Below are 22,686 nucleotides of genomic sequence, written 5' to 3'. Positions count from 1 at the left end.
GTACGGTAAGGCTCGTGGAAGAACCGGGTTCCGAGCCATCCGCGTGCGCGGCGGTCGTCTACAACCCGGTCAAGGTGGATGTGGCCCAGGTCAGGTCGGCGGTCGGCACGGCTGCGACTCACGCCGGATGGCGCGAGGTGCTGTGGTTCGAGACCACCGTGGATGAAGAGGGCCAGTCGCAGACCCGCGAGGCGCTCGCGAAGGGCGTCACGCTGGTCGTCGCAGCCGGCGGGGACGGTACGGTCCGCGCAGTCGCCGAGGCGCTGAATGGCACGAATGCGTCGCTCGGCATCCTCCCGTCGGGCACCGGCAACCTTCTGGCTCGCAACCTCAACCTGCCGCTGACTGATCTCGACGAGGCGTGCACGATCGCGTTCGCCGGAGCGGACCGGCCGATCGACATCGGCATCGCCGCCCTGTCGCGCGCAGACGGCGAGAACACCGAGCACGCGTTCCTCGTCATGGCAGGCCTCGGGATCGATGCCGCGATGATGGCGAAGACGAGGCCCACGCTGAAGCGCCGGTTCGGGTGGCTCGCCTACGTCGATGCGGGATTCCGCGCGCTGCCCGAGACCTCCAAGGTGCGTATCGGCTACTCACTCGACGACGACGAGAAGCGCACCGCCCACGTGAGCACGATCCTCGTCGCGAACTGCGGAACGCTCCCCGGCGCGATCGAACTCATCCCGGACGCGATCCTCGACGACGGCAAGCTCGACATCGCGGTGCTCCAGCCGAAATCGTGGCTGGGCTGGCTGTTCATCTGGCGCCGGGTCACCTGGGAGAACCGGGTGCTCCGCCGCACCTCGCTCGGCCGCAGCATCATCCGCCTGACCGATCGGGGGCGCCTCGGCCGCCGAACCGAGCTGACCTACCTGCGAAGCGCATCCGTGCGACTCTCCGTCGAGTCCCCCGAACCGTTCGAACTCGACGGCGACGAGGTCGGCGACGTGCTCGGCATCGACTTCACGGTCGGGCACCGGGCACTGATCGTGCGCGTGCCCCGCCGCGACGCCGCGGCCTGAGGGTCAGTCCCGCCGCACCCGCGGTCGCAGTGCCTGGATGAGCACCAGCACCACCACGGTCAGCAGCCCGACCGTGATCAGGGGCGCTGCGAGCATCCAGCCGAGCTGACTGAAGACGAGCTGCACCACATCGGAGCCGTTCGTGTTCGTCGTCGTGTACGACGTCGCGACCGACATGACGTAGAGCAGGATTCCGAGGGCGACGAACCCGATCGCCATGATCCAGAGCGCGAGGAAGTACCGGTTGCGACGAGGTGCCGTCTCCACACCGGCGAAGATGCTGACACCCTCGTCGATGAAGTCCTGCTCGACGACCACACCGGGCTCGACCTCCACAGCGCGGACGGGTGGAACGACCTCCGGTTCCGGCTCGTCGTCAGGCCACGGAACCTCATCCGAAGCCGGCGGGTGCGGGCGCGGCGGGGGCGGACCCGGCGCCGGCGCCGAACCGTTCGGACTGGCCACCGGCTGGGGCGGACGCACCTGGGTGCGTGCCCTCTCCCCCGGCCTGGGCTTGTACCCCCGCTGGAACGCCGGGTCGAATCTCGGGTCGATGTCGTTCCCCACGTCGCCTCCTTGCTCGGAGCCAGACTACTCGCCGCGGGTTGCGGTCAGCCCTTTCAGCCACTCCCGGGCTTCGGTGAACACCTCGTCGCGGTAGCGGTGGTCGTAGTCGACGTGATGGCCGTCGGCACGGGGATACGAACCGAGGAAGATGACCGCCGGACTGAACCTGCGCAGCCCGAGAAGCGCATCCGCCACGCGCTCGTCGGCGATGTGGCCGTCGGCGTCGATCACGAACCGGTAGCGGCCGAGGGAGTCGCCGATCGGCCGCGACTCGATGAGGCTCAGGTTGACCCCGCGGGTGGAGAACTGCTCCAGCAGGTCGAGCAGGCTTCCGGGCCGGTCGTCGGGCAGTTCCGCGATGATGCTCGTCTTGTCGGCGCCGGTCGGGGCAGGGATGCCCGTGGTGCGGCTGACCAACACGAAGCGTGTCACCGCGTTCGGGTTGTCACCGATGTCCTCGGCGAGTACCTCCAGGTCGTGGTGGTCGATGATGCCGGGCGGCGCGATCGCGGCGTCGGCCTGGCTTCCGTCGAGCAGGGACGCGGCGGCAGCCACGTTGCTCGAGGCGGGCAGGTGGCCGTGGGCCGGAAGGTTGGCGTCGAGCCAGAGGTGGCATTGCGCGTAGGCGACCGGATGCGCGTTGATGACCTTCACATCCGACAGCGCCGTGCCCGGGCGTGCGACCAGCACGAAATTTACGGGGACCAGGTACTCACCGACGATTCGGAGATCCGGGATGGTCGCCAGGGCGTCCTGCGCGACCGACACCCCGCCCTCGATCGAGTTCTCGATGGCGATCATCGCGGCGACGCTGCGGCCGGCCACGACATCCCCCAGCGCCTCGCCCACATTGTTGACCGACCGCCAGTGCTTGCCGCGAGCCTGCGGGACCTGCGCGAGTGCGGCCTCAGTGAACGTGCCCGACGGACCGAGGAAGGAGTACACCTCTGCGGCGTGGTCCGGGGCGGCGCTCGGCGCGCTGTCCGGCGCTACTGGGGGCTGATCGGCGGTTTCGGGCATGGCCCACAGCCTATCCAAGGTGGTTGACTGGGGTGATGAACGATCGAGCAGGAACACCGGCCCAGGAATCCGATCTCGTCGACATCGACGCGCTGCGGGCGGCCTACTACGACCTCAAACCCGACGTGAGCATCCCGGAGCAGCGCGTGGTCTTCGGGACCTCCGGCCACCGGGGCAGTTCTCTCGACACCGCGTTCAACGAGAACCACATCGCGGCGACCACGCAGGCGATCTGCGAATACCGGGCGGCTCAGGGCATCGACGGCCCGCTGTTCCTCGGCGCGGACACCCACGAGCTCAGCGGCCCCGCGATGACGACAGCGCTCGAAGTGCTCGTCGCCAACGAAGTGCGGGTGCTCGTCGACGCGTTCGGCGACTGGGTGCCGACACCGGCGCTCTCGCACGCGATCCTCACCTACAACAACGCCGGCCACGCAGACCGGGCCGACGGCATCGTCGTCACGCCCAGCCACAACCCGCCCAGGGACGGCGGTTTCAAATACAACCCGCCGCACGGCGGACCGGCGGACACGGATGCCACCAGCTGGATCGCGGCCCGCGCCAACGAACTCATCGCGGACGAGCTGCGCGGCGTGCGGATGAGCGAGCCGAGCGGCGTGGAGACCTACGACTTCCGCGGGAACTACGTCGAAGACCTGCAGAACGTCATCGACGTGAAAGCGATCGCGGCCAGCGGCATCCGCATCGGCGCGGACCCGCTCGGCGGGGCCAGCGTCAACTACTGGGCGGCGATCGGCGAGCGTTACGGGTTCGACCTCACCGTGGTCAACCCGTCCGTCGACCCGACCTGGTCGTTCATGACGCTCGACTGGGACGGCAAGATCCGGATGGATCCGTCGAGCACTTCCGCCATGGCGTCGGTGCTGAAGCACAAAGACGACTTCGACATCCTCACCGGCAACGACGCGGATGCGGACCGCCACGGCATCGTCACCCCCGACGGCGGGCTGATGAACCCCAACCACTACCTCGCGGTCGCGATCGACTACTTGTTCCGCACCCGGACCGGGTGGCGGGCGGATGCGGCGGTCGGCAAGACGCTCGTGTCGTCGTCGATCATCGACCGGGTCGCCGAGTCCCTCGACCGCCGCCTGTGGGAGGTGCCCGTGGGCTTCAAGTGGTTCGTGCCAGGTCTCGTCGACGGATCGGTCGGGTTCGGCGGCGAGGAGAGCGCGGGCGCCAGCTTCCTGCGGTTCGACGGGTCGGTGTGGACGACCGACAAAGACGGCATCCTGCTCGCCCTTCTGGCGAGCGAGATCCTCGCGACCACCGGCAAGACGCCCAGCCAGCACTACCGGGAGCTGACGGCACGTTTCGGCAGCCCGGTCTACGAGCGGGTGGATGCGCCGGCCAGCCCCGCGCAGAAGGCCGCGCTCGGCAAGCTCGACGGCGACGCGATCGCGGCGACCGAACTCGCCGGGGAGACGATCGTGGCCAAGCTGAGCCGCGCGCCCGGCAACGACGCGGCCCTCGGCGGCGTCAAGGTCGAGACGGAGAACGCGTGGTTCGCGGCGCGGCCGAGCGGCACGGAGAACGTGTACAAGATCTACGCGGAGTCGTTCGAGGGGGCTGATCACCTGAAGCGCGTGCAGTCCGACGCGAAGACGATCGTCGACGGGGCGCTCGAGGGCGCCTGAGCGCGCGCGCGCGTATCGCCTGGTCGCGTCGCCAGGAATTCAGGAATTCAGGTGACAGGAGTGACAGAACGCGAGCGGATGCGCATCCGATCCTCGACATCCACCCCATCCGTCACACTTCCTGAATTCCTCGCGCAGGCGGCCCATCCGTCACACGAACTCCTGTTTGACGGAAAGGGCGAGACCGCCCCGGCTCAGCGGTAGAGCGTGCCACCCGGCAGGCCGAAGAACTCCTCGAGCGTGGTAGAGCCTGATCGGTGGAGTTCTGCCGCCAGTTCGGGCCCGATGTAGCGGAAGTGCCACGGTTCGTAGGTGAAGCCGGTGACCGGGACCTTGTCGGCCGGGTAGCGCAGGAGGAACCCGAAGCGCCACGCGTTGGCCGCCAGCCACTTGCCGTGCGGCGTCGTTCCGAGGCACGCAGCGAGTGAGCAGTTCGCGGGCGCCGCACTGAGATCGATGGCCAGACCTGTCTGGTGTTCGCTGTGGCCGGGGCGCGCGGTGTCCGTGTCGGCGTAGGCGACCCCGTTCCGCGCGACGTCATCGCGATACACCGAGACCTGCGTCTGGTATGACCGGTATGCGCTTTGGACGGCGAACCCGAGGCCCGACTCGGTGCGGGCAGCCGCGAGCATGGCGACGAGGGCGGTCGCAGCCTCCTGGCGCATAGGCTGCCGATTCACGTAGGGAACCGCGGGGTAGACCAGGTCGGGTGGCACGAACGAGACCGGGTTCAGCGGGCGGGATTTGTTGACCACGACCCAGAGGCTCGCCGGGTCGTCGACGGATCGGGCCGCTTTGGCGAAAGGCAAGGGGCCGGGCGCGCCGGGCGTGTCACTGGCCGGAGGGGTGCTCGAGGTTGGCGCGGTGGGCGCAGCCGGTGGGGCGCTCGCAGTGGGTGGGGCGGATGGCGTCGGCGCAGCGCTCGATGTTGTCGACGGCGTCGCACTCGGAGCCGGAGCAGCATCGGTCCGTGGACCGGCATTGCCGTGCTGGGCCGTCGAGCATCCCGCGAGCGCGAGCACGAGAAGGGAGCCGACGACGAGGCCCCGCGCGGATCTACAGGTCACGCGATGACTTTACGGGTGCAATCCCGAGAATCCGCTAAGGAGCGCGCGCCCCGGTCGGCTTAGGAGCTGAAGCTCCAGAAGTGGCCGCCGGCGCCCGGGTGGTCGACCGTGATCGCGGTGTCGAGGTCACGGTAGTCGGAGTCGGTGTTGTGGCCGACCATCTTGATGACGATCTTGCCGTTCTGGTGCAGCACCTGCGAGACGATCTGCACGTGGTCGAGCGAGTTGTTGTTGTTCCAGTCGAACATCACGATGTCGCCGACTTTGATCTTGCTGCGCTGGGAGAGCGGATACTCGTGGAGGCCGAGACTCGGAGTGGCGCGGAAGTAGGCGTCCATCGACGGCACGTAACCCCATGACGGGCTCCAGCTGGCCGCGGCGTTGTGGTTGTACCAGTCCCCGCTCATCGTCCAGCCGCGGGCGATCAGCGTCTGGCTGACGAAGTTGGCGCAGTCGCCGCCGACCGGGTTGAGGTCGCCGTATTCGGCGGTGTTGTAGTTGTTCCAGTGCTTCATCGCGTAGTTGAGCTGCTTGTCGATCGGCGAGACGACCTGGTATTGGTAACCGCCGGTGACGGTGGTGAGGGGCTTGCCGTCGGCGCCGTTCGCGATGATGTCGACCTTCGCGGGGTTGAACATCGCGGCCTGGGGCACGACCACGGCGAGCTTGTCGGAGCCGGTCGAGCTGACCGCGGCAGGCTGGCCCCCGATCGTGACGGCCTTGACGTTACCGAGCGAGGTTCCGGTCAGGGTCACTGTGTTGGCGCCCGAGACGGAACCGGCGGCCGGAGAGACCGCGGTGATCGCCGTCGGGGCGGGCGCTGCCGCAGGGGCTGCGGCCTTGCCGCCGGCCGCGGGAGCGTTGGACCCTCCGCCCGCGCATCCAGTCAGAAGGAGTGCGGTTGCGGCGACGGCCCCCGCGAGGGCGAGGAACCGGCTTCGTGGGGAGCGGGGCAGACCAGAGCGCATGAAGAAAACCTTGTGGTGGGAGAGACGTCCGTAATTCAACGGTACGCGAGATTCTTCGGCGTCACCTGAGAGGGGGCCGCGTGGCGCGCATCCACAGCATCCATCCCGGCGTTCGCTCGCGGCGAACCACACAACCTCCGATCGCCCCTGACGTTGCCGCATCACCATCAGTGGGTGTAACTTTGCACTCTCCGCAATTTTCCTTTTTTCTGAGCCCACACCGGTGCGATGCCCGTGGATCCGGGCATCCCCTCCCAGCAATTGACTCGAGGACACATGTCACAAGCAAATCCGGCTGCTCCGCCAGCCCCATCCTCGGGAATCATGTCCCACAGGCAGATCCTCTTCGTGATCTTCGGCCTGATGGCGGGCATGTTCCTTTCCGCCCTCGACCAAACCGTGGTCGGCACGGCCATCCGCACCATCGGCGACGACCTCCACGGACTCAGCCAGCAGGCGTGGGTCACGACGGCCTACCTGATCGTCTCCACGATCTCCACACCGATCTACGGAAAACTGTCCGACATCTACGGACGCCGCCCGCTGTTCATCTTCGCGATCGTCGTCTTCATCATCGGCTCGATCCTCGCGAGCTTCTCGACCTCCATGGTCGAGCTCGCCGTCTTCCGCGCCATCCAGGGCCTGGGCGCCGGCGGTCTGATGTCCATGCCGCTCGCCATCATGGGCGACATGCTCGCCCCGCGTGAGAGAGCGAAATACCAGGGTTACTTCCTCGCGGTCTTCGGTATCTCCAGTTTGATCGGCCCGCTGGTCGGTGGCCTCTTCGCCGGTGCGAGCGAGATCCTCGGCATCGCCGGATGGCGCTGGGTGTTCCTGATCAACGTACCGATCGGCATCGTCGCACTGCTCATCGTGCTGCGATTCCTGCACCTGCCGAAACACGAGCGCTACTCGGTGCGTATCGACTGGTGGGGTGCGACTGCCGTGATCGTGGCGCTGGTGCCCTTGCTGTTGGTCGCAGAAGAAGGGCGCACCTGGGGCTGGGGCAGCCCTGCAGCGATAGCGTGCTACGTGATCGGCGCCGTCGGCATCCTCGCGTTCATCATCATCGAGATGTTCATGAAGGACGACGCGCTCATCCCGCTGAAGCTCTTCCGTTCCCCGACGTTCTCGATGGCAACCGTCATCGGCGTCTTCGTCGGTTTCGGGATGTTCGGTGCGATGCTGACCCTCCCGCTCTACCTGCAGCTCGTGCTCGGCTCCACGCCGACCGAGAGCGGTCTGCAGATGCTCCCGATGATCCTCGGTCTCATGATCTCCTCGATCGCCAGTGGTCAGATCATCGCCCGCACCGGTCGCTACCGCATGTTCCCGATTCTGGGAACCGCCTTCCTCTCCCTGGGCTTCCTCGACCTGACGTTCCTGAAGTACGACTCGTCGTACTGGTTCATCGCCGGCGCCATGCTGCTGATCGGGCTCGGGCTCGGCCAGCTCATGCAGACGCTGACGATCGCCAGCCAGAACTCGGTCGGCCTGCGCGACATGGGTGTGGCGACGAGCGCCTCGACGTTCTTCCGTCAGATCGGTGGAACGCTCGGCACGGCTGTGCTTCTTTCGCTGCTGTTCACGCTCTTCCCGACGAACCTGACCACAGCGTTCAAGGATGATGCGACCCTCTCTGCTGCGCTCAACGCCGCACTCGACCCTGCCGTCGCCAACGCGCCAGAGAACAAGCAGATCATGGCCCTCGCGTACGACAAGCAGGTCGCGCAGGTCAAGGCGAGCTTCCCCGGAACAGACTTCTCGAACGATCAGGCGCGTGCCGATGTCGTCGACCAGGTCATGGCACAGATCAAGGCGAACCCGTCTGGAAGCGCCGGTTCGGCGAACGCCGCGGGTGGCGGAGCGCTTGACGACACGTCATTCCTGAAGGGTGCGAACCCCGCCCTGGCGAAGCCGTTCCTTCAAGGCTTCAGCGCCTCCGCGGTCGCTGTCTACTGGGTCGCGCTGATCGTCGTGCTCATCGCCTTCGTGCTCTCCTTGTTCTTCAAGACCCCGCCGCTGCGCTCCAAGTCGGCGCTGCAGGAGGCCGCGGACAACAAGGAAGAGGCCGAGCGGTTTGCCGCGATGGAGGACGACGAGGAGCAGATCCCCGTGGTCGCACGCGTGCTCGGTTCGGCATCCGACGACATCGAGTCCGAGGAGTACGACACCGGCCTGCTCGCCCACCGGGCGGCGGACGATTTCGGCGCCCTGATCGAGCCCGGTGCGGACACCGCATCGCTGCGAGCGGTGCGTCCGAAGCCCAATCCGGCCACCGACTAGGTCACGATTCGGTAACGAGAGCCCCGGCTGCCGCTCCTCCTGAGGAGCATCGCAGCCGGGGTTTTTCGTTGATTTTCCGGGCATCCGTGAGAGCGCTCTCACGGCATCCGGACTTTCGAAACAACCCGTGCATCCGGGCATGAGCGAAATTCATCTTGACAGCGCGCCAGTGCACTGCCTACGTTGTCACACAAGTCGTGAGAGCGCTCTCACGCATCTCGGTGAGAGCGCTCTCAGCGGCTCACCATCTGACCACACGCACACACACGCACAAGGGAGTGACCGTGAAACTTTCACGACGCACCAAGGTAGTTGCGGCCGTCGCAGGCGCAGCATCCTTCGCTCTCCTCGCAGCCGGATGTTCATCCAGCGGCGGGGGCAGCGGCAGCAGTTCCAGCCCGATCACACTGACCGTGACCACGTTCGGCACCATGGGGTTCGACAAGCTGTACGCACAGTACGAAAAAGAACACCCCGGCATCACGATCAAGGCCACCAACATCGACACCGGTGACAACGCCCTGACCGACTGGCAGACGAAGGAAGCGGCCGGCAGCGGCCTCCCCGACGTCCAGGCAGTCGAGGAAGGCTGGCTCAGCAAGGTCATGCAGGTCTCCGACCAGTTCAACGACCTCAAGAACTACGGCGCCAACGACATCAAGAGCCGCTGGGTCGACTGGAAGCTGAAGCAGGCCACCGACAAGAACGGCCACATCATCGGCTACGGCACCGACATCGGACCGGAAGGGCTCTGCTACAACAGCAAGCTCTTCGCAGCAGCGGGCCTTCCGAGTGACCGCGATGCCGTCGCCACGCTCTTCGGTGGCGCCAACGCAACGTGGGACGACTTCTTCAAGGTCGGCGAGCAGTACCAGAAGGCGACCGGCAAGGCGTTCTACGACCAGTCCGGCTTCATCTGGAACGCCATGGTGAACCAGCAGCCCGAGGGCTACTACACCAAGGACGGCAAGCTGAACGTCGAGAACAACTCGGACCTGCAGGCCCTGTGGAGCAAGCTCGGCGCGGGAGCCGCAGCCGGCCTCTCCGCCAACCAGACCCAGTGGGACTGGGGCAAGGGCAAGGCTTTCACTGACGGAACCTTCGCCACCTTCGTCTGCCCGGGCTGGATGCTCGGTGTGGTCCAGGGTCAGGTCAAGGCCGGCGGCGGAGACGCCTCCACCGGCTGGGACTTCGCGAACGTCTTCCCGGGTGGCGCAGCCAACTGGGGTGGATCGTTCCTGACCGTTCCCAAGCAGTCGAAGCACCCGAAGGAAGCGGCAGCCCTCGCAGCCTGGCTGACCAGCGCCAAGTCGCAGGTCGCCACCTTCCAGGCAGCCGGCACCTTCCCGTCGGTCGTCGCAGCGCAGTCCGACCCCGGCGTGACCGGAGCGAACGACCTGTCGAAGTTCTTCAACAACGCACCGGTGGGCCAGATCCTGGCCGACCGCGCGAAGGGCGTCGTCGCACAGTACAAGGGCCCGGATGACTCGGTCATCCAGTCCCAGGTCTTCGGACCGTCGGTCCAGGAGATCGACTCCAAGAAGAAGAACGCGGACCAGGCCTGGGCAGACGCTATGAAGCTGCTCAACCAGCTCGTCGTCAACAAGTAATCACACCCGCTCCACGGAGGCCCCCCGGAGACCCGTTTCCGGGGGGCCTCAATCCTTGGGAGAATCTCGCATGACCACCGCAGTCACCCCGTCCGTGCAGGGCACGGAACCGCCGGAGAGACCGGCCGGGCGCACCTCCAGCCCGAAGCGATCCCCTCGCAGCCGGCTCGAGTTCCGCCAGAAGCTCAGCCGCTTCGACGTCAAGGCCTCGCCCTACTTCTACGTAGCGCCGTTCTTCATCCTCTTCGGCCTGGTCGGGCTGTTCCCCCTCGGCTACACCTTCGTCGTCTCGCTGAACAACTGGAACCTCCTCACCGGTCCCGGCGAGTGGGTCGGCCTCGGCAACTACGTCAAAGAACTCACCGACCCGTTCTTCTGGAACTCGCTCTTCAACACGATCAGCATCTTCCTGCTGTCGGCCATCCCGCAGCTGATCGCCGCCGTCGCGATAGCCGCGATCCTCGACCAGAACATCCGCGCCAAGACCTTCTGGCGCATGAGTGTCCTTATCCCCTACGTCGTCACCCCGGTCGCTGTGACCCTCATCTTCTCCAGCGCGTTCGACGAGAAGTACGGCCTGATCAACAACCTGCTCCAGTCGTTCCACCTCAGCCCGATCATGTGGAAGACCGAGACGTTCCCCTCTCATGTCGCCATCGCGACGATGGTGAACTGGCGCTGGACCGGCTACAACGCCCTCATCCTGCTCGCGGCCATGCAGGCGGTGCCGCGCGACCTGCACGAATCCGCCGCGCTCGACGGCGCAGGCGGCTTCCGCCGGTTCTTCTCGATCACTCTCCCGAGCATCCGCCCCACCATGATCTTCGTGATCATCACCGCCACCATCGGCGGCCTCCAGATCTTCACCGAGCCGAAGCTGTTCAACCCGTCGAGCGCGGTGCCCGGCGGACCCCAGCGGCAATATCAGACGACCGTGCTCTATCTGTGGGACATGGCGTTCAACCGTGGCAACTTCGGTCGCGCATCCGCCATCGCCTGGATGCTCTTCCTGATCATCGTCATCTTCGGTGTGCTCAACTTCCTGATCTCGCGGCGCATCGCGTCGACCGAGGCGCGCGTCAGTCGAAAACGGACAGCCAAGAAGCTCGCACAACACCAGCAGGACAAAGCAGAAGGCGCGCGCGCACTCGCCGCCGCAGCCGAGGAGGAAAGGATATGAGCCAGGTCACCGACAACCGGACTCCCGTCGCCGCACCGAAAGCTGCGAAGCCGGCGAAGTCCGGGAAACCGCGCGAACCGAAGCGCAGGGCCCTCGGCATCGACCGCCGCCCCGGCTTCCTCACCTACGGCCTGCTGCTCGCCGTGTTCATCGGCGGCGCGTACCCGCTGTGGTGGTCGTTCGTCGCCGGCTCCAGCCCCAGCACCGTGCTCACGGCGACCTGGCCGCCCCTGCTCCCCGGTGGACTGTTCTGGCAGAACGTCGGCCAGGTGCTCGACACCGTCCCCTTCTGGCTGGCCCTCGGAAACAGCATCATCGTCTCGACGGTGATCACCCTGTCGGTCGTCTTTTTCTCCACCCTCGCCGGCTACGCCTTCGCGAAGCTGCGGTTCCGCGGGCGTGAAGGCCTCCTGGTCTTCGTGATCGCGACGCTGGCCGTGCCGACCCAGCTCGGCATCATCCCCCTGTTCATGGTGATGAAGCAGTTCGGCTGGACCGGCACTCTCGGCGCGGTCATCGTGCCGACGCTGGTCACGGCATTCGGCGTCTTCTTCATGCGGCAGTACCTGGTCGACGTCATTCCCGACGAGCTCATCGAGGCGGCCCGCGTCGACGGCGCCAGCATGATCAGCACGTTCTGGCACGTCGGCGTTCCCGCTGCGCGGCCGGCGATGGCCATCCTCGGACTCTTCACCTTCATGACGGCATGGACCGACTACCTCTGGCCGCTGCTCGTCGTGCCGCAGAATCCGACCCTCCAGGTCGCGCTCAGCCAGCTGCAGTCCGCCAAATATGTCGACTACTCGATCGTGCTCACCGGTGCCGTGATGGCCACGATCCCCCTTCTCATTCTCTTCGTCCTCGCCGGAAAGCAGCTCGTCTCGGGCATCATGGCGGGCGCGGTGAAAGGCTAGGCATGACAGACATCGCGTTCGACCGCTGGCCGGACGGGTTCCTCTGGGGCTCGGCCACCGCCGCGGCGCAGATCGAGGGCGCCGCCCACGAAGACGGCAAAGAGGACTCCATCTGGGACCACTTCGCCCGCATCCCGGGTGCCGTAGCCCACGGCGACACCCCCGAGATCGCCGTCGATCATTACCACCGGATGCCCGCCGACGTCGCGCTCATGAAGGAACTCGGCCTCGACTCGTACCGGTTCTCCACCAGTTGGGCGCGGGTGAAGCCGGGCGACCGGTACGTCAACCAGGCCGGCCTCGACTTCTACAGCCGTCTCGTCGACGAACTTCTCGGCGCCGGCATCCTGCCCTGGCTCACCCTGTACCACTGGGACCTGCCGCAGGCGCTCGAGGAGCAGGGCGGATGGACGAATCGCGACACCGCGTACCGGTTCCGCGACTACGCCGAGGCCGTGTACGACGCGCTGGGCGACCGTGTCACCCACTGGACGACCTTCAACGAGCCGCTGTGCTCCTCGCTCATCGCGTACGGCGCCGGCGAACACGCCCCGGGCCGAAGCGACGGGCGCGCCGCCCTGGCGGCTGTCCACCACCAGCACCTCGCGCACGGCCTCGCCATCCAGACCCTGCGGGAGCGCTCCGGCGCGGCCGCGGGCGACGCTGAAGCCGCGGATCTCCGGTTCGGCATCACGCTCAACCTCACCAACGCGGTACCGGACGACCCGACCGACCCGGTCGACCTCGAGGCCGCGCGTCGCATCGATGCGCTGTGGAACCGGATGTTCCTGGAGCCTGTCCTTCTCGGAAGGTACCCGGAGGATCTGCTCGAGGACGTGGCGGGCCTCGGACTCTCCGACGTGATCGTGGACGGCGACCTGGCGATCATCGCCCAGCCCCTCGACTTCATCGGCGTCAACCACTACCACGACGACAACGTCAGCGGTCACCCGCAGCCGGCGGATGCTGTGGGCGGCCTGCAGCCGACCGAGCGTCCGAAAGGCTCGCCGTTCCCGGGCAGCGAGCACGTCAGCTTCCCGCCGCGCCCGCTCCCGCGCACCGCGATGGGCTGGGAGGTCAACCCGGACGGGCTCCGCAGCCTGCTCGTGCGCCTCGGCAAGGAATATCCGACGCTGCCGCCGCTGTACATCACCGAGAACGGTGCATCGTACGACGACGAGGTCTCGGCCGACGGGCGGGTTCACGACAGCGAGCGCGCGGCCTACATCCGGTCGCACATCGACGCGGTCGGCGAAGCGATCGCGGAGGGGGCGGATGTGCGGGGCTACTTCGTGTGGTCGCTGCTCGACAACTTCGAATGGGCGTGGGGCTACAACAAGCGGTTCGGGATCATCCGTGTCGACTACGAGACGCAGGAGCGGATCGTGAAAGACAGCGGCCTCGAGTACGCGAGCATCATCGAACGGGCGCATGCAGCATCCGTCGCGGCCGACAGCTTCGCCGGCGCGCTTCCCGCAGACGCCTAACATGGAAACCGGACCGGGAGGAACGACGAGATGACCTCGGAGAAACTCGAAAGCCGCGCTGTGCCGACGCTGGAAGCGGTCGCGGCGCTGGCCGGAGTTTCGCGCGCGACCGTGTCCCGGGTGGTCAACGGGTCCACGAAGGTCACGCCCGAGGTGATCGAGGCGGTCAACAAAGCGATCGCCGACCTCAACTATGTTCCCAACCGGGCAGCCCGCTCGCTCGCGAGCAAACGCACCCAGGTAGTGGCGCTCGTCGTCCCCGAGTCCACCGCCAAGGTCTTCGCCGACCCGTTCTTCGCATCCATCGTCCAGGGCGCCGCGCTGCACCTCGCCGAGACCGAGTACACGCTCAACATGGTCATCTCGTCGGAGTTCAAGGCCGACAAGACCCGCCGCTATCTCATGGGCGGAAACGTCGACGGCGCGCTCATCGTCTCGCACCACTCCGGCGACCACTCGTATGCGCACCTCGGGCAGTCGCTGCCTGTGGTGTTCGGTGGCCGGCCGGTCAATGAGGCCGAGCAAGGTTCCTACTTCGTGGATGTGGACAATGTCGAGGGCGCAGCGGGAGCGACCGAACACCTCATCACTCGCGGACGCCGCAACATCGCGATCATCACCGGACCTCAGGACATGCCGGCCGGCCTCGACCGCCTCACCGGCTGGCGACGCGCGATGGACGCGAACGGTCTCGACCAGTCGCTCATCGAATACGGCGACTTCTCGCCGACCTCGGGACGCGAGGCGATGAAGCGGCTGCTCGACCGCGGGGTACCCATCGACGGACTGTTCGCCACGAACGACCAGATGGCCGCGGGCGCCTACGCGTCGATCCACGAAGCGGGGCTGAGCATCCCGGACGACATCGCGGTCGTCGGCTACGACGACGACTACTACGGCCTGACGGCGACGCCTCCCCTGACGACGGTGCACCAGCCGTCGATCGGCCTGGGCGAGACGATGGCCCGCGTGCTCGTGAAGCTCATGTCGGGCACGAGCGTGGACCGGGTCACGATGCTGCCCACCGAACTGGTCGTGCGGCAGAGCACGTAGCCTTCGGCCGAGAATCGCCGTTCACGCCGAGACTCGCTGTCCCACCGGCGACACTCGCCCATAGCGGCGACACTCGGCGGCAGACGCGCGGCTACGCGAGCGCGCGGAAGGCGCGGTTCGCGGCGACCGCGAGCACGAAGCCGACCGCTCCGATCGCCGCGACTCCCCCGGCGTACGCCACGAACAGGTGGCTGCTCCCGCTCTGCGTGGACACGTAGGTGACGATGAGCGAGATGATTCCGGCGACCGCCAGTCCGACCGCCACCCAGAACAACGGCCACAGCTTCGTGCGCACCGGGAACTCGGCGGTGCGCGCGTGCAGCCAGGCGAGCACGCATCCGGCGAGCGATCCCCAGAACGAGACCACCAGCAGCCCCGCAACCACGTCGCTCGGCCGGTGCCACTGCTCGACGAGAGTGGATGCTCCGGCAGCGATCGAGAACGTCGAACCGACGACCGCGGCCAGCGGCCGGAAACGCGGGCTCGCCACGAGGAACACGACCAGCGCAGCCGACGCCGCGACCGTCGTGTGGCCGGATGGCAGCGAGTTGCTGAGCACATCCACGCCCTTCTCCGGCCGGCTCAGGATGGCGTACTTCAGCACCTGCGTACTCACATTCGCGGCGACCGCTGCCGCGATGGCGACGATGAACACCTGCCAGTTGCGACGTACCAGCACGACGATGATCGTGATGATGGAGGCCACGACGACGGAGGCGACGGGCAGGATGTTGAGGAAGCTGTGCGCGAAGTCGACGAGGCTTCCCTTCCAGACGTCGGCACCCGTGTACGCCCGTTCGTCGATGAGCTGGCCGATGTAGCTGCGGACGAAGACGAGGTACACGCCGACAAAGCCGACAGCCGACCCGAGCGCTCCCAGGAGGAAGGGTGTAGCTCGCAGCTGCGTACCGATTCGCATGAACAAAAGCCTTTCACACCAAGTCTGTGAATCTTTGGACGCCGCAGGGCGCGCACCTGCAGTTTTCGTGGTCGAATCAGCTATGACAGCTTCAGCACCGGTCGTCGTCGAAGTGGACATCCCGTCGGATGTCGTCGGAACCAGCGCAGGACTGGCCGGCGTCATGGCGATTCCGGAGGGCGAGGGGCCGTGGCCGGGCGTGATCCTCGTGCACGAGGCGTTCGACATCAACGACAACATGCGGCGGCAGGTGCAGCGGATGGCCGAGGCCGGCTATCTCGCAGTGATGCCGAACCTTTTCACCGAGGGCGGCGCTCGCAAATGCCTGATGGCGACGTTCCGCGCGCTGTCGGCCGGCCGTGGCCGCGCCTTCCAGGACATCGAGGCTGCCCGAAGGATGGTGCTGGCCCGTCCCGACAGCACGGACAAGGTCGGCGTGATCGGCTTCTGCATGGGCGGCGGGTTCGCTCTCGCGCTCGCGAGCGGCAGCCGGTACGACGTGTCCTCCGTGAACTACGGCCGGTTCCCGAAGGATGCGGATGCGGTACTCGCCGACGCGTGCCCGGTGGTCGCCAGCTACGGCGCGCGTGATCGCTCGCTGAAGAACGCCGCTGCGAAGCTCGACGCGATCCTGACGCGTATCCAGGTCGCGCACGACGTGAAGGAGTATCCGACGGCCGGTCACTCGTTCCTGAACGAGGAGGAAGAGGGTGCGGTGGCGCTCCGGCCCGTCATGCGGATGATCCTGGGAGCGGGTCCCGATCCGGAGGCTGCGGCTGACGCCTGGCAGCGCATCGAAGCCTTCTTCGGCGAGTACCTGCACTGACGCGGTCACGTCGCGCGTTGGGCGCCCGGAACCGGCCGTACAACATCCGCAGCCCGGAACCGGCCGCCGGGCCTCAGACGAACTCGACGCCCGGAACCGCCGCGAACCGTTCCCGCATGACCTCGATCGCCTCGGCGTTCTGGTCGACCAGGACGAACCGGCGACCGAGCGCGGCAGCGACCGCCCCGGTCGTGCCGCTGCCGGCGAAGAAGTCGAGCACCCAGTCGCCCTCGCGGCTCGAGGCCTGCACGATCCGCCGCAGCACACCCTCCGGCTTCTGCGTCGGGTAGCCGGTCTTCTCTCGTCCCGTGGGCGAGACGATCGTGTGCCACCACACATCCGTCGGCAGCTTGCCCAGCTCGGCCTTGGCCGGGGTCACGAGGCCCGGCGCCATGTAGGGCTCCCGATCGACCGCGGTCGAGTCGAAGTAGTACCGCGACGGGTCCTTCACATAGACGAGGATCGTGTCGTGCTTGGTCGGCCAGCGGTTCTTCGACTTCGCGCCGTAGTCGTAGGCCCAGATGATCTCGTTCAGGAACGACCCGCGCCCGAACAGCGCATCCAGCAGCACTTTCGCGTAGTGCGCCTCCCGGTAGTCGAGGTGCAGGTAGAGCGTGCCGTCGTCGGCGAGCAGCCGCCAGGCTTCGATCAGCCGGGGTTCGAGGAACTCCCAGTAGTCGTCGAACCGGTCGTCGTAGCGCAGCAGATCGCCCTTGATGCGCTCGTAGCTCTGCCCCTTGAACCCCGTCACCGAACCCGTGCCGCCATCGCTGCGCACAGAGGTCGTCGTCTGACGCGCCTGCCTGCGGCCCGTGTTGAACGGCGGGTCGAGGTAGATGAGGGTGAAGGATGCGTCATCCAGCCCGCGCAGGACCTCGAGGTTGTCTGCGTGGACGACCCTGCTCGACGAGTCGGGTGTCCAGGCGGCGGGCATGGACCCATTCTGGCAGCGCTCCCGCTACGCTCGTGCCATGGGCATCACGGTCAGGAATGAACCGGAACTCAACCGTTACGTCATCCTGAAGGGCGACGAGCAGGTGGGGTTCACCGAGTACCACCTCCACGACGACGAGATCGATTTCTACCACACCGAGATCGACCCCGAACGCCGGGAGGCCGGGCTCGCCAGCATCCTGGTGCAGACCGCACTCGACGATGTGCGGGACCACAGCGATCGGCGCCTGGTGGCGTCATGCCCGTACGTGCGGCACTGGCTGCGCGAGCATCCGGAGTACCGCGACCTGCTGCACCGTTGACGCGGGGCGGCGCGGCGAGCGGATGCGCTCAGCGCAGGTCGGCTCAGCGCAGGTCGATACGGATCTTGCCGTCGAAGATGCCCTTGTCGTCGTCCCCGGCGACAGGAGCCGGGGCGGGCAGCATCGACTGGCGGTCCATTTCGATCTGGGCTTCGTGACGGGTCGGAGCGAAGACCTCGTCACCGATGCCGACGATGCTCGAACTGGACCCGCCGACCTTGCGCGACTTGTTCGAGAGGTCGACCCACCCGAAATGCACGGAGATGTAGCCGAGCACGAGCGCCGCCGCGATTGAGCCGAGGATCCACCAGTTCACACGCCAAGGGTACGTGACGCAGTTGGGTGACACCTCCGTGCTGTCACGGAACGCGACGGCGTACAGTTTCGCCATGGACTTCAGGGTTGCGACCGTCGCCGACGTCGACGCGGTCACCGAGACGATCACGCTGGCTTTCCGCGACGACCCGGTCTGGGGTCCCGCGCTCCAGGGCAAGGACGGCGCCACCGAACACTGCCGTCGTTTCTGGCAGTACTTCGTCGAGGGCGCAGTGCCGCACAAGAAGGTCTTCCTGGCCGACGACGCCGCGACGGTCGCGGTCTGGCTCCCGCCGGGCGCCGCGGAGATGACCGCGGAACAGGAGGACGAACTCGACGCGCTCATCGCGACGAACCTCAGTCCCGAGAGGGTCCGGGCGTACGCCGACCTCTGGGAGCGTTTCGAGTCGAGTCATCCCGAGACTCCCCCGCACATGTACCTGAGCCTCCTGGCCACGCATCCGCGGTTCCGTGGCCGCGGTATCGGGCAGCAGCTCCTGGCCGAGAACCTGGCCGCCTTCGACGTCGAGGGGCTGCCCGCCTACCTCGAATCCACGAACCCCGTCAACGACCACCGCTACGAGCGTGCAGGGTTCCGTGCGCTCGGCCGGTTCCGGGCCGTGATCGATGACGCGCCGGTGACGACGATGTGGAGGGATGCGCGCTCCGCCTGAGCCGGGCAGCGAACGCGCGGCGCCGCTACGGCACCCGGTACAGCCACGCCTCCGTGCTGAACTTCTCGGCGACCAGCTTCTCGGCGGCCGCATACTCCTGCGGGGTGATGTCACCCGGCGTCGCGCCGTACAGGTTCGTGAACGTGGCTTTCATCTGGTCGATGATCTCGGCGCGGGTGAGCCCGGTCTGGCTGCGGAGCGGGTCGACACGCTTGGCTGCGCTCGCGATGCCCTTGTCGCTGATCTTCTCGCGCCCGATGCGGAGCACCTCGGTCATCTTCTGGCCGTCCATGTCGTAGCTCATCGTGACGTGGTGCAGCACCGCCCCCGATCCGAGTCGTTTCTGTGCGGCGCCGCCGATCTTTCCGTGCGGGCTCGTGATGTCGTTGAGCGGCTGGTAGAACGCGTCGATACCGAGGGATTTCAGCGCGATGATCACCCATTCGTCGAGGAAGGCGTAGCTGTCGGCGAAGCTCATCCCCTGCACCAGGTCGGCCGGGGCGTAGATCGAGTAGGTGATGACGGACCCGGCCTCCATGAACATCGCACCCCCGCCCGAGATGCGCCGCACGACGTCGAAGCCGTACTTCTCGGCGTTCACCGGGTCGACCTCGTTCTTCACCGACTGGAAGCTGCCGATGACCACGGCAGGCTCATCCCATTCCCAGATGCGCAGTGTCGGCTGGCGGTGGCCTTCGCCGACCGCGGTCGCAAGCACCTCATCCAGTGCCATCTGCATCACCGGCGGCACAGCCTTCGAGTGTACGAGCTCCCAGTCGTAGTCGCGCCAGCTGGTCGCTTTGGCGAGGGACCGGCGGATGGCGACAGCCACCGCTTCGGGCGAGAAGCCGAGCAGGACGGCGTCCTTCGGGAGCGCGCCCTTCACAGCGGCGGCGATCGTGGCCGCATCCGATTCGGCGGACAGCCCGTTGACCGCGCTGTCGATCGCCTCGAGTGCGCTGTCCGGTTCGAGGAAGAAATCCCCGGAGAGGTGGAAGCGGGCGATCGCGCCGTCGACGACGTCGAGGTCGACTACGACGAGTTTTCCGCCGGGGACCTTGTATTCACCGTGCATGCCTCAAGCCTATGCCCGGGCGCACGACCGGCGGATGCGCTCAGCGGCGCGCGAGGCGGGCGTCGAGCCAGACGGTGAGGTCGGCCATCACGTCGGCTCGGTTGGTCTCGTTGAAGACCTCGTGTCGCGCATCCGGGTAGACGATCGTCGTCACATCCGTCAGCCCCGAACGCTCGCGGTACGCCCGCTCGAGGCGCCGCACGCTGCGTTCGCCGCCGACCGGGTCTCCGCCGCCCACTTGGAGCAGCAGCGGCAGGTCGCGGGCGAAGTTGCGTGCGGGTCGCCCGATGATGCGCAGCGTGTCGGCCGGGCCGAACAGTTTCGCGAGGGGCACGGACGTGGTCAGCGGGTCGTCGACGAAACCCTGCGCGACCTCGGGGTCGCGGCTCAGCCACTCCATGCCGGTCGTGCCGAGGTGGGCGTACCTCTTCTTAAGGTCTCCGCTGTTCAGATAGCCGGGCAGCCGGTAGGCGCTGCCGGAGAGCACGGCCAGGTCGTAGTCGGCGGAGTGGTGGTCGAGGATCATCTGCACCATGAAGGATCCCCAGCTGTGGCCGAGGATCGCGAGCGGGAGGTCCGGGTTCTCGTCTCGGATGATCCCGCTGAACTGGCGCACGGCCGCGACGGCCGCACGCAGGCCGCCGTCGCCGAGGTGGCCGAGCCTGGTGGCGTCGCCATCCCATTGCGCCATGCCTGTTCGGCCGTGGCCGCGGTGGTCGTCGGCGTAGACCGCGAACCCGTTGGCGTTGAGGTGCCTGGCCAGGCCCGCATAGCGCTGGGCGTGCTCCCCCACTCCATGGGCGATCTGGATGACGGCGCGCGGGTTCGACACGGGCCACACGTCGTAGGTGATGGCGATGCCGTGTTCGTCGGTGAAGGTGGGCACGCGCTCATTCTGTCGTATCGGGGCGGTTCTCGGTGCTGTTCGCGCGCAGCGACATCCAACTGGTTTATTTAGCCTGCCTAATTTGTTAGGCTAACGATCATGAGCACCACCATCGACCGGCCCAAGCGCGTCTCCACGCACGACCTCAGCACAGCAGTGCGCATCGGAGTCGCCCGACTCGGCCGGCGGCTGCGTGCCGAGAAAGCCGACAACGAAGTGAGCGATGCCCAGATCTCGGCACTCGCCTTCCTCGTGCGCGAAGGAGCCCACACGCTCGGCGAGCTGAGCGAACACGAGCGGGTGACCCCGCCATCCATGAACCGCACCGTCAACTGCCTTGCCGATTCCGGCTTCGTCATTCGGGTCGCCGACCCGAGCGACGGACGCAAAGTCGTCGTCACCCCCACGGAGAAGGGGCACGAACTGGTCGCGGAGACCCGACGGCAACGCGATGCCTGGCTCTACCAGCGGCTGAGCAGGCTCACCCCCGAGCAACGCCGCACGCTCGCCGACGCGGCCGCGATCATGAGGGAGCTCGCCGACTCGTGAGTGCGATGTTCCGCTCTCTCAACGGCATCAACTACCGCATCTGGGCCGGTGGAGCCCTGGTGTCGAACGTCGGCACGTGGATGCAGCGCACGGCGCAGGACTGGATCGTCCTCACCCAGCTCACCCACAACAACGCGACCGCCGTCGGCATCGTGATGGCACTCCAGTTCGCTCCGCAGCTTCTCCTGCTGCCAGTCACCGGGTTCGCCGCCGACCACCTCGACCGCCGCAAACTGCTCATGGGCACGCAGGCGATCATGGGTCTCCTCGGGCTCGGGCTCGGCATCCTGACGGTCACGGGGCAGGTGCAGCTCTGGCAGGTGTACCTGTTCGCGTTCGCGCTCGGCTGCGTCGCGGCCTTCGATGCGCCGGCACGCCAGACGTTCGTGTCGGAGCTCGTCGAAGGACCTAACCTGTCCAACGCGGTCGCGCTCAACTCCGCATCCTTCAACGTCGCCCGCATGATCGGCCCGGCGGTCGCGGGTCTCCTCGTCGCCGCCGTCGGCGCCGGCTGGGTGTTCCTCATCAACGCGGCGACGTTCGGCGCCGTGCTGATCTCACTGAAGATGCTGCATGTCCGCGAACTGCATCCGTCGCCGCGGGCGAGGCGCAGCAGGGGCGGGCTGAACGAAGGCTTCCGGTACGTGTGGAAGCGGCCCGACATCAAGGTGATCCTGATCATGGTGTTCCTGATCGGAACGTTCGGCCTGAACTTCCCGATCTTCATCTCGACGATGTCGGTGAGCGTGTTCCACAAGGGGGCTGGCGAATTCGGCCTGCTGTCGTCGATCATGGCGATCGGGTCGGTCGCGGGCGCACTGCTGGCGGCGCGGAGGGAACGGCCACGGGTCGCCATGCTGTTCGCGGGCGCAGCGCTCTTCGGTGCCGGATGCGCGATCGCGGCACTGATGCCCACGTACTGGCTCTTCGCCCTCGCGCTGATCCTCGTCGGGATCTCCGCCCAGACCCTGATGACGACGGCCAACGGCGTCGTGCAGATGACCACCGACCCGAAACTGCGCGGACGCGTAATGGCCATCTACATGGCGATCTTCATGGGCGGCACCCCGATCGGAGCGCCCATCGTCGGATGGGTGGCCGACGCGTTCGGGCCGCGCTGGGCTCTCGGAGTCGGTGCGGCATCCGGTTTCGCGGCGGCGCTCGTCGGCGTGTTCTATCTGGTCAAGTACCGCAACCTGCGGGTGCAGTTCCGTTCATGGCGGGTGCAGTTCGTGCTCGGCGACCGTGAAGACGTGGAAGAGGCGATCGGAGCCGAGGAGGCTGCCGCGCAGCGCGCGTGAGCGCCCCGCGCTCTCGCGCTCCCGCGCCCCCGCGCCCCCAAACTCCCGCC

At 67.0% G+C, this 22,686-nt stretch carries 22 protein-coding genes; 13 read left to right on the top strand and 9 right to left on the bottom strand.

All coding sequences use genetic code 11. The features are described 5' to 3' along the window. Window positions 1-14: 14 nt before the first annotated feature. Window positions 15-1,025, top strand: a complete 1,011-nt coding sequence (locus tag AAYO93_RS00185; RefSeq protein ID WP_345763013.1) for a diacylglycerol/lipid kinase family protein — start codon at window positions 15-17, stop codon at window positions 1,023-1,025. A gap of 3 nt (window positions 1,026-1,028) precedes the next feature. On the opposite strand, the gene AAYO93_RS00180 is transcribed toward AAYO93_RS00185, so the two are convergent. Continuing rightward, on the bottom strand, window positions 1,029-1,592 hold the full coding sequence (locus tag AAYO93_RS00180) for a hypothetical protein (RefSeq protein WP_345763012.1): 564 nt from the start codon (window positions 1,590-1,592) through the stop codon (window positions 1,029-1,031). A gap of 24 nt (window positions 1,593-1,616) precedes the next feature. Beyond that, window positions 1,617-2,612 carry a prephenate dehydratase gene (gene pheA / locus AAYO93_RS00175; protein WP_345763011.1) on the bottom strand — a complete coding sequence of 332 codons (996 nt, stop codon included), beginning with the start codon at window positions 2,610-2,612 and terminating at the stop codon, window positions 1,617-1,619. 35 nt (window positions 2,613-2,647) lie between these two features. Between pheA and pgm the strand changes: the two genes are divergently transcribed. Next, on the top strand, window positions 2,648-4,270 hold the full coding sequence (gene pgm, locus AAYO93_RS00170) for a phosphoglucomutase (alpha-D-glucose-1,6-bisphosphate-dependent) (RefSeq protein ID WP_345763010.1): 1,623 nt from the start codon (window positions 2,648-2,650) through the stop codon (window positions 4,268-4,270). 194 nt (window positions 4,271-4,464) lie between these two features. Here the strand turns inward: pgm and AAYO93_RS00165 are convergent, their stop codons facing one another. Then, the gene (locus tag AAYO93_RS00165; RefSeq protein WP_345763009.1) at window positions 4,465-5,337 is read right to left on the bottom strand and encodes a M15 family metallopeptidase; all 873 of its coding nucleotides are present in this window, start codon (window positions 5,335-5,337) and stop codon (window positions 4,465-4,467) included. Window positions 5,338-5,396: 59 nt separating this feature from the next. After that, window positions 5,397-6,305, bottom strand: a complete 909-nt coding sequence (locus tag AAYO93_RS00160) for an amidase domain-containing protein (protein ID WP_345763008.1) — start codon at window positions 6,303-6,305, stop codon at window positions 5,397-5,399. A gap of 324 nt (window positions 6,306-6,629) precedes the next feature. On the opposite strand from AAYO93_RS00160, the gene AAYO93_RS00155 reads away from it, so the two are divergent. From AAYO93_RS00155 to AAYO93_RS00130, 6 genes are all read left to right on the top strand, one after another. Then, window positions 6,630-8,591, top strand: a complete 1,962-nt coding sequence (locus tag AAYO93_RS00155) for an MDR family MFS transporter (protein ID WP_345763007.1) — start codon at window positions 6,630-6,632, stop codon at window positions 8,589-8,591. Window positions 8,592-8,875: 284 nt separating this feature from the next. After that, window positions 8,876-10,201 carry an ABC transporter substrate-binding protein gene (locus AAYO93_RS00150; protein ID WP_345763006.1) on the top strand — a complete coding sequence of 442 codons (1,326 nt, stop codon included), beginning with the start codon at window positions 8,876-8,878 and terminating at the stop codon, window positions 10,199-10,201. A 70-nt stretch (window positions 10,202-10,271) separates the two neighbouring features. Then, complete coding sequence (locus tag AAYO93_RS00145) at window positions 10,272-11,381, top strand: carbohydrate ABC transporter permease (RefSeq protein WP_345763005.1); 1,110 nt, start codon at window positions 10,272-10,274, stop codon at window positions 11,379-11,381. Beyond that, complete coding sequence (locus AAYO93_RS00140; protein WP_345763004.1) at window positions 11,378-12,295, top strand: carbohydrate ABC transporter permease; 918 nt, start codon at window positions 11,378-11,380, stop codon at window positions 12,293-12,295. Before AAYO93_RS00145 ends, AAYO93_RS00140 begins: the two co-directional genes overlap by 4 nt. A 2-nt stretch (window positions 12,296-12,297) precedes the next feature. Then, window positions 12,298-13,782, top strand: a complete 1,485-nt coding sequence (locus AAYO93_RS00135) for a GH1 family beta-glucosidase (protein WP_345763003.1) — start codon at window positions 12,298-12,300, stop codon at window positions 13,780-13,782. Window positions 13,783-13,812: 30 nt separating this feature from the next. Beyond that, the gene (locus AAYO93_RS00130; protein ID WP_345763002.1) at window positions 13,813-14,835 is read left to right on the top strand and encodes a LacI family DNA-binding transcriptional regulator; all 1,023 of its coding nucleotides are present in this window, start codon (window positions 13,813-13,815) and stop codon (window positions 14,833-14,835) included. A 91-nt stretch (window positions 14,836-14,926) separates the two neighbouring features. Here AAYO93_RS00130 and AAYO93_RS00125 read toward each other — a convergent pair whose 3' ends face one another. Beyond that, window positions 14,927-15,754 (bottom strand): phosphatase PAP2 family protein, encoded by an 828-nt coding sequence (locus tag AAYO93_RS00125; protein ID WP_345763001.1) that lies wholly within the window; start codon window positions 15,752-15,754, stop codon window positions 14,927-14,929. A gap of 82 nt (window positions 15,755-15,836) precedes the next feature. Here AAYO93_RS00125 and AAYO93_RS00120 point away from each other — a divergent pair, with 82 nt between their 5' ends. Next, on the top strand, window positions 15,837-16,580 hold the full coding sequence (locus AAYO93_RS00120) for a dienelactone hydrolase family protein (RefSeq protein ID WP_345763000.1): 744 nt from the start codon (window positions 15,837-15,839) through the stop codon (window positions 16,578-16,580). A 73-nt stretch (window positions 16,581-16,653) separates the two neighbouring features. Here AAYO93_RS00120 and AAYO93_RS00115 read toward each other — a convergent pair whose 3' ends face one another. After that, complete coding sequence (locus AAYO93_RS00115) at window positions 16,654-17,514, bottom strand: DNA-methyltransferase (protein WP_345762999.1); 861 nt, start codon at window positions 17,512-17,514, stop codon at window positions 16,654-16,656. Here AAYO93_RS00115 and AAYO93_RS00110 point away from each other — a divergent pair. Continuing rightward, on the top strand, window positions 17,513-17,836 hold the full coding sequence (locus AAYO93_RS00110; protein WP_345762998.1) for a GNAT family N-acetyltransferase: 324 nt from the start codon (window positions 17,513-17,515) through the stop codon (window positions 17,834-17,836). The genes AAYO93_RS00115 and AAYO93_RS00110 overlap by 2 nt on opposite strands. Before the next feature lie 43 nt (window positions 17,837-17,879). On the opposite strand, the gene AAYO93_RS00105 is transcribed toward AAYO93_RS00110, so the two are convergent. Next, window positions 17,880-18,227 carry a hypothetical protein gene (locus AAYO93_RS00105; RefSeq protein ID WP_345762997.1) on the bottom strand — a complete coding sequence of 116 codons (348 nt, stop codon included), beginning with the start codon at window positions 18,225-18,227 and terminating at the stop codon, window positions 17,880-17,882. Between AAYO93_RS00105 and AAYO93_RS00100 the strand changes: the two genes are divergently transcribed. Next, the gene (locus AAYO93_RS00100) at window positions 18,226-18,825 is read left to right on the top strand and encodes a GNAT family N-acetyltransferase (protein ID WP_345762996.1); all 600 of its coding nucleotides are present in this window, start codon (window positions 18,226-18,228) and stop codon (window positions 18,823-18,825) included. The genes AAYO93_RS00105 and AAYO93_RS00100 overlap by 2 nt on opposite strands. Before the next feature lie 25 nt (window positions 18,826-18,850). Here AAYO93_RS00100 and AAYO93_RS00095 read toward each other — a convergent pair whose 3' ends face one another. Then, complete coding sequence (locus AAYO93_RS00095; protein ID WP_345762995.1) at window positions 18,851-19,900, bottom strand: lipoate--protein ligase family protein; 1,050 nt, start codon at window positions 19,898-19,900, stop codon at window positions 18,851-18,853. Between the two features lie 40 nt (window positions 19,901-19,940). Beyond that, complete coding sequence (locus tag AAYO93_RS00090) at window positions 19,941-20,786, bottom strand: alpha/beta fold hydrolase (RefSeq protein WP_345762994.1); 846 nt, start codon at window positions 20,784-20,786, stop codon at window positions 19,941-19,943. 99 nt (window positions 20,787-20,885) lie between these two features. On the opposite strand from AAYO93_RS00090, the gene AAYO93_RS00085 reads away from it, so the two are divergent. Together AAYO93_RS00085 and AAYO93_RS00080 are read left to right on the top strand one after the other, a co-directional pair. Continuing rightward, window positions 20,886-21,335: a MarR family winged helix-turn-helix transcriptional regulator gene (locus AAYO93_RS00085; RefSeq protein ID WP_345762993.1), complete on the top strand. Its 450-nt coding sequence runs from the start codon at window positions 20,886-20,888 to the stop codon at window positions 21,333-21,335. Between the two features lie 5 nt (window positions 21,336-21,340). Beyond that, window positions 21,341-22,636: an MFS transporter gene (locus AAYO93_RS00080; protein WP_345764927.1), complete on the top strand. Its 1,296-nt coding sequence runs from the start codon at window positions 21,341-21,343 to the stop codon at window positions 22,634-22,636. The last annotated feature ends 50 nt before the right edge of the window (window positions 22,637-22,686 follow it).

The sequence above is a fragment of the Diaminobutyricibacter sp. McL0608 genome (genome assembly GCF_039613825.1).
Lineage (GTDB): Bacteria > Actinomycetota > Actinomycetes > Actinomycetales > Microbacteriaceae > Diaminobutyricibacter.
Note: the sequence above shows the minus strand (reverse complement) of the source record. Positions and strands in the feature narration are given on the sequence as shown.